Annotated in this window: 4 protein-coding genes; all 4 read right to left on the bottom strand. The window is 67.6% G+C overall.

Features of this window, described 5'->3' with window-relative positions; genetic code table 11:
• Positions 1 to 41 precede the first annotated feature (41 nt).
• The 4 genes from AB0C20_RS34450 to AB0C20_RS34465 all read right to left on the bottom strand — a co-directional run bounded on the left by AB0C20_RS34450 (position 42) and on the right by AB0C20_RS34465 (position 6,357).
• On the bottom strand, positions 42 to 1,049 hold the full coding sequence (locus AB0C20_RS34450) for a sugar-binding protein (protein WP_357569574.1): 1,008 nt from the start codon (positions 1,047 to 1,049) through the stop codon (positions 42 to 44).
• A gap of 312 nt (positions 1,050 to 1,361) precedes the next feature.
• A complete protein-coding gene (locus tag AB0C20_RS34455) occupies positions 1,362 to 3,017 on the bottom strand; it encodes a ricin-type beta-trefoil lectin domain protein (RefSeq protein WP_357181984.1) in 1,656 nt (551 codons plus the stop codon).
• A gap of 321 nt (positions 3,018 to 3,338) precedes the next feature.
• Positions 3,339 to 4,325: a LacI family DNA-binding transcriptional regulator gene (locus AB0C20_RS34460; protein ID WP_357181981.1), complete on the bottom strand. Its 987-nt coding sequence runs from the start codon at positions 4,323 to 4,325 to the stop codon at positions 3,339 to 3,341.
• A gap of 415 nt (positions 4,326 to 4,740) precedes the next feature.
• On the bottom strand, positions 4,741 to 6,357 hold the full coding sequence (locus AB0C20_RS34465; RefSeq protein ID WP_357569575.1) for a family 43 glycosylhydrolase: 1,617 nt from the start codon (positions 6,355 to 6,357) through the stop codon (positions 4,741 to 4,743).
• Positions 6,358 to 6,359: the final 2 nt, after the last annotated feature.

Genomic DNA, 6,359 nt, shown 5'->3' on the forward strand with positions numbered 1-6,359 from the left:
AATGCGTATGGTCCGACTGAGGCGACGGTTAATTGTACTGATTATGTGATTGAGCCGGGTGTGGAGGTGTCTTCGGGGGCGGTGCCGATTGGTCGCGCGTTCACGGCCTGCTCGGCCAGCAGCCGGGTGTCCTTGAAGACCGTGGAGCTCTGCACGCCGTCGTTGATCAGCTTGATCGAGGCGATCTCAGCGTCCTGGCCGGTCACGACGGGGAGCTTCTTCGCGCCCTTGCCGTAGCCGGCGTTCTGCAGGGCCGTGATGATGCCGCGGGAGATGCCGTCGTACGGCGAGAGCACCCCGTCGACCTTCGAGCCGTCGTTGTAGCTGGAGGTGAGCAGGTTCTCCATCCGCTTCTGCGCGGTCTCCTGCTGCCACCGCAGGATGGCTACCTGCTCGGGGGTGGTCTGCTTGGACTTGACGACCAGCGTGCCGTTCTCGATGAACGGCTTCAGCGTGTCCATCGCGCCACCGAAGAAGTACTGGGTGTTGTTGTCGTCCAGCGACCCGGCGAAGAGCTCGACGTTCAGCGGCCCCTTGGCCGTGCCCTTCGAGCCGTCCTTGTTCAGCAGGCCGAGACCGACGAGCAGCGCGGTGCCCTGGGCGACGCCAACCTTGTAGTTGTCGAAGCTGACGTAGAAGTCGACGTCCTTGCTGCCACGGATCAGTCGGTCGTAGGAGATGACCGGGATCTTCGCGGCGGCGGCGGCCTGCAGCTGGCTGCTGAGCGCGGTGCCGTCGATCGCCGCGAGGACCAGAACATCGGCACCCTGGGTGATCATCTGGTCGACCTGCTGCGACTGCGTGGGGATGTCGTCGCCGGCGTACTGGAGGTCGACCTTGTAGCCCTTGGCCTCAAGCTTCGACTTCACCGCGTTGCCGTCGGCGATCCACCGCTCCGAGGTCTGGGTCGGCATCGAGACACCGATGGTCAGATCGCTCGGCTTCTCGTCGCCGGACTTCTCACCGCTGCCCGCACCCCCGCCGCTGCACGCCGCCAAACTCAGCGCGAGTGCCGCGCCGCCGAGAGCAACCAGGAATTTCCTGCCCACGGGCTTCTCCTCTCTGGACTCCCCCGCCGACTGCCGGGGCCAAGTGTCATCTTTCGGGTAGTGTTAGCGCTCACATAGACTGCGTCAACACCAGATCCGAAATACCGGTGTCACGGTCTCGTAACGGAGCATCCAGGCGAGCGTAGCCATGTGACCGATCCGCCGGAAGGGCAGGACGCGGCAACTCAGCGTGGTCGTCCGCAGCACTCTACAGACCGATGCCCGCGGACGACATCTGTCGTCCGCGGGCACTGGCACTACCGTCGGATCAGGTGGGTCGCCGCGACCTCGGCGGTCGGCGGTCCCGGTCGACTACCGCTGCGACCACCGCTGGTTCGCCGCCGCGGTGCAGGTCCAGAGGATCACCGTGGTGCCGTTGGCAGTGGCGTTGGCGTTGACGTCCAGGCAGAGCCCCGACTGCACGTTGCTGATCGTGCCGTTGGCGTTGACAGTCCATTGCTGGTTGGTCCCGCCGTTGCAGTCCCAGATCTGCACCTTGGCGCCGGCTGCGGCGTTCGGCGGCGCGTCCAGGCACTTGCCCAGGGCCTGCAGGGTCTGACCGTTGCTGGTCCAGCGCTGGTTGGCGGCGCCGTTGCAGTCCCAGATGACCGGCTGCGTGCCGTTGGTCGTGCTGCTGTTCGGCACGTCGAGGCAGCGGCCGGAGGCGGCGCTGGCGTACGCGCTCGACGTGGTCGGCGGCGGCGTCGTCGGAGGAGTCGTTCCGCCACCGCTGACCCGGTACACCACGGTGCCGTGCGCGGGGACGCTGGCGCTGATGGTCCCGCTGCTGGTGCTGGTGCCACCGGTCCACGCGTCCACCAGGGTGAACGACGAGCCGGACTTGCCGATGGCCGCGGCCGTGGTCGAGATCGTCGTCGTCGAGCCGCCCTGGTTGAACAGGGCGACGGCGACGTCACCGTTGGCGAGCCGCTTGGCCAGCACCCGACGCGTGCCGTCGAACGACACCTGCGCCCCCTGCAACCCGAGCGAGTCCTGGTTGATCGCGATCAGGTTGGCGTTTTTGAGGATTGTCTGCGTCGCGGCGTTCATGTTCCGCACGTCGTTGCCGGCGATCAGCGGAGACGCCATGATCGCCCACATGGCGAAGTGGCTGCGCATCTCCGTGTCATTCATGCCGCCCCGGCCGACCTCCATCATGTCGGGGTCGTTGAACCCGCCCGGCCTCGCGTACGACGCCAGCGGAACCGTTACGTTGATGATGTTCTGGATGCCCATCGGGTAGCCGTTGCTCTGGCCGGTGTCCCACGCGTTGGTGATGTCCTCGGTGGTTCGCCACATGTTCGCCACGTCGCCCCAGTTGCGCTGCGGGCCGGTCTTGGCGTGGATGCTGTTGGAGTTGATGCTGTAGACGATCGGTCGGCCGGTGGCGGCCAGTGCGTCACGCATCTTGGCGAAGGTGGCCACCTGGTCGTTGATGCTGCCCTCCGGCGAGCACCAGTCGTACTTGAGGAAGTCGACACCCCAGGCGGCGAACTGGCGCGCGTCCTGCACCTCGTGGCCGCGGCTGCCGGTCGCGCCGGGGTAGGCGCCGAAGTACTGCGCGCAGGTCTTGTCGACCGGCACCTGGTAGAGGCCGAACTTCAGGTTGCGGGCGTGCAGGTAGTCGCCGAGCGCCTTCATCCCGCTGGGGAACCGGCTGGGGTCGCCCTGGATGTTGCCGGAGCTGTCCCGGTTGGGGTTGAACCAGCAGTCGTCGACCACTACGTAGTTGTAGCCCAGGTCCCGCATGCCGCTGCTGACGATCGCATCCGCCGTCTGCCGGATCAGCGCCTCGTTGATGTTGCAGCCGAACGAGTTCCACGAGTTCCAACCCATGGGGGGAGTGCGCGCCACGCCGTTGTCCAGTGCCTGCGCCGTCGGGGCGCGAAGGCCGACCAGGGCACCGGCGAGCAGAATTCCTGCCGCCAGTGCGCTCCCCCAGCGACGACCTCGGGTATTGCGGTTCATCGAGCCTCCTTGTCGGTGACGCCCGCCCGTGTTTACGATCGCTGGTCGGTACGCCGATAGTTGGACGCCAATTTTTGTTAGCGTTAACAGAGACGCCCATCATGTTACGGCGACATTTCACGAGGTTCAATACCTTCACCGCGTCGCATCGCTCGACATCGATTGGTCACGCTCAGCAACCCATCGAGTCGCGTCTTATTCGGCGACGAAGCCGAAAACGGGCGCGCGCTGGCGCGACCCCCGCGCGTGCACCGCTGGGCAGCGGCGGCAGCGGGACCGCTCCCCGCACTACGCTGGGGCGACCTCAGGTTGGTCCGACCGTCAGTGACGAGGTGGAGCGACGCTCTCGCGGGCGACCAGAGCCGGGGCGATTGTCTGCCGCAGCGCCTCACCGGTGCCCGACTCGATCTGGGACAGCAGCATCTGCAGGCTCGCTCGCGCCACCGCGTCGAAGTCCGGTCGGACGGTGGTCAGCGGCGGAATGAAGTACGCCGCCTCCGGTACGTCGTCGAAGCCGACCACACTGATCTCGTGCGGCACCCGTCGACCGAACTCGTGCAGCGCCCGCAGCACGCCCAGCGCGAGATGGTCGTTGGCGGTGAAGACGGCGGTGACCTCCGGCATCCGCGCCAACATCTGCCCGCACCGGTAACCCGACGCCGCGGACCAGTCCCCCGGCATCGGCGGCGGCGGATCCAGCCCGGCGGCCAGCAAAGCCTGCCGCCAGCCGTCGATCCGACCCACGCTGTCGAACCAGTCGGTCGGCCCGGAGACGTGCCAGACGGTGCGGTGCCCGGCGTCGAGCAGATGCTGCGTCGCCGCCCGGGCACCCGCCACCTGGTCGACAGTCACCAGCGGCACCGGCCGGCTCGGGTCACCGTCGACAGTGACCAGCGGGACGTCCTTGGGCAGGCGCTCCAGCGCCTCACCGGCCGACTCGACCGGGGCGATGACCACGATGCCGGCGACCCGGTGCGACAGGTGCCGCTCGACGGCCGCCGAGATGGAGCGGTGGTCCAGGTTTCGGACGCTGCCGACGCTGACCGCGAAGCCCTCTTCGGCGGCAGTCTGCTCGAGGGCGGCCAGCAGTGATGCCGGACCGTAGAGCGTCGTGTTCTGCGCGACCACACCGATGACCTGTGACCGACCGGTCACCAGGGCGCGTGCCGCGCCGTTGGGACGGTAGCCGAGTTCGGCGATCGCCGCGCGTACCCGAAGCCGGGTCTGCTCACGGACGTTGGGGTGCCCGTTGAGCACCCGCGACACCGTCTGATGGGAGACACCGGCGAGACGAGCAACGTCCGTCATCGCGGGACCGTGGACGGCCATTTCACTCCCCCCGCTACATCTCCGGCCCGCGGCCCGTCGACGTCGACTGGAGCGGCCCGGCCCGATCCCCCTCGCTCAGTCACCACGCCGGTGCTGAATCCCAGGTGACCAGCGCTGGATCGCCGACAGTCTACGCCAGCAACGGCCCCGAACACGGCACGCCTGTGCGGGGACCGCTTGAGGCGCCGAAGCCGTACAACGCGGTGCCCGTTGGAAGCCCCCAACCAGCTGGCACGGGACGCGGTCCGGATGTGGTGGTGCGCCGGCCTGCCCTCGCTCCTGGACAGAGCGTGGAACAGGCCGGCGAGGACCTGACGCGGTGGCGCGGACTTCACATGCCGCCAGGGCTGCGTCGCCAGCGCCACCGCTTAGATCGATCGTCGTGTGACCGGTGTCACGGAGTGGTCAGGTCGAAGCGCCGCACGGTGACCGCGCCACCGAGCGCCTGCGTCGCGTGGTTGAAGATGGCGAATCGGTACCCCATGAAGAACTGCCAGTTGTTCGCCAGCGTCAGGGCGTTGCCGAACGAGGTGAAGTTGACCCCGTCGGTGCTGTACGAGAAACGGGCCTGTCGGCCTGAGCCGGGTCTGATGTCGGCGTTGGCGCGCAACCAGATCCGGCCACCGGAGACGGCGGTGCTCGCCACCTCGCTGCCGGTGCTGGTGGTGTTCCAACTGCCGTCCATCGTCAGCCCGTTCTGCATGACCAGTCGGGTGGACCCGTTGTCCCGTCGGACTCCGATCCAGGCCGACGAGTTGCGCAGCACCGCCAGGCCGGTGCGATCACCGTCGCGCATGGTGGAGTAGTCCAACTCGATCGTCGCTGTCGAGGTGGGGCCCTGGATGCGGTGGGTCAGCGTGTTACGCGCCTTGTACAGGTCGCCGGTGACGGTGGCGGTCTGCAGGTTCAGCCCGTTGTTGACCGACCACTTGCTGGTGTCCGGGTTGTGGTTCCACTCCCACTGCGGGCCGAGCGTGGTGCCGGCGAACGTGTCGCTGCCGGTGAGCGGCTTGACCGCCCGGGGCGGCGCGGGCAGGTTCGGCTTCGGGTACGAGCTGCCCCACGTGCCGTTGACCGTCTGCAGCACGGGCCAGCCGTCGCCGGTCCAGGTGATCGGGGCCATGGCCGGCATCCGACCACCGGGGTACGCGTCGACGAAGGACATGTAGTACCAGTCGCCGTTCTGGGTCTGCACCAGCCCACCCTGGTGCGGCACACCGCCACCGGAGATCGGACCGGGCAGGTTGAGCAGCACCTGCCGCTGCTCGTACGGTCCGAACGGGCCGTTCGTCGACTTCAACACGTACTGGCCGTTGGCCGGGCGGGTGAGCCAGATGTAGTAGGCGCCGTTGCGCTTGTAGAAGCGGGCGCCCTCCAGCGTCCCGATGCTCGACGGCGTCTGGTACACCTGCTGGGCACGGACCTGGGACTTCCCGTCCGCGGACAGCTGCGCCACGCTGATGGTGCCGTTGCCGTACGCCACGTACATGGTGTCGTTGTCGTCGACCAGCATCCCCGCGTCGTAGTAGCAGTTGGGGATGGTGGCGTGCTTGCTCCAGGTGCCGTCGACGGCGGACGCGGTGTAGATGTGGGTCTGCGCGAAGTCGATGCACCCGGCCCAGTAGTACGTCCGGTTGCTCGGCCGGTAGTTCAGCGTCGACGCCCAGATGCCGTCGACGTAGGCGTTACCACCACTCATGTCGTACTTCGAGCCGAAGTCGAGCTTGGGTACGGAGTGCCCGGCGAACTCCCAGTTGACCAGGTCGTACGAGCGCAGGACCGGCGCGCCAGGCGAGTAGTGCATGGTGGACGCCGACATGTAGTAGGCGTTGTCCACCCGGATGATGTCGACGTCGGCGAAGTCCTGCCAGACCACGGGGTTCGGGTACGACGTGCCGGGGGTGCCCGGGTTCCCGCTGCCCACCTGGACGAGTTGCCACTGCTGGTTGGTGCCACCCCAGTCGGCGTACTGCACCACGTTCCCACCGTCAGCCGTGGACGCGCCCTGCACCT

It is taken from the genome of Micromonospora sp. NPDC048843 (assembly GCF_040649965.1).
In the GTDB taxonomy this organism is placed as follows: Bacteria; Actinomycetota; Actinomycetes; order Mycobacteriales; family Micromonosporaceae; genus Micromonospora; species Micromonospora hortensis.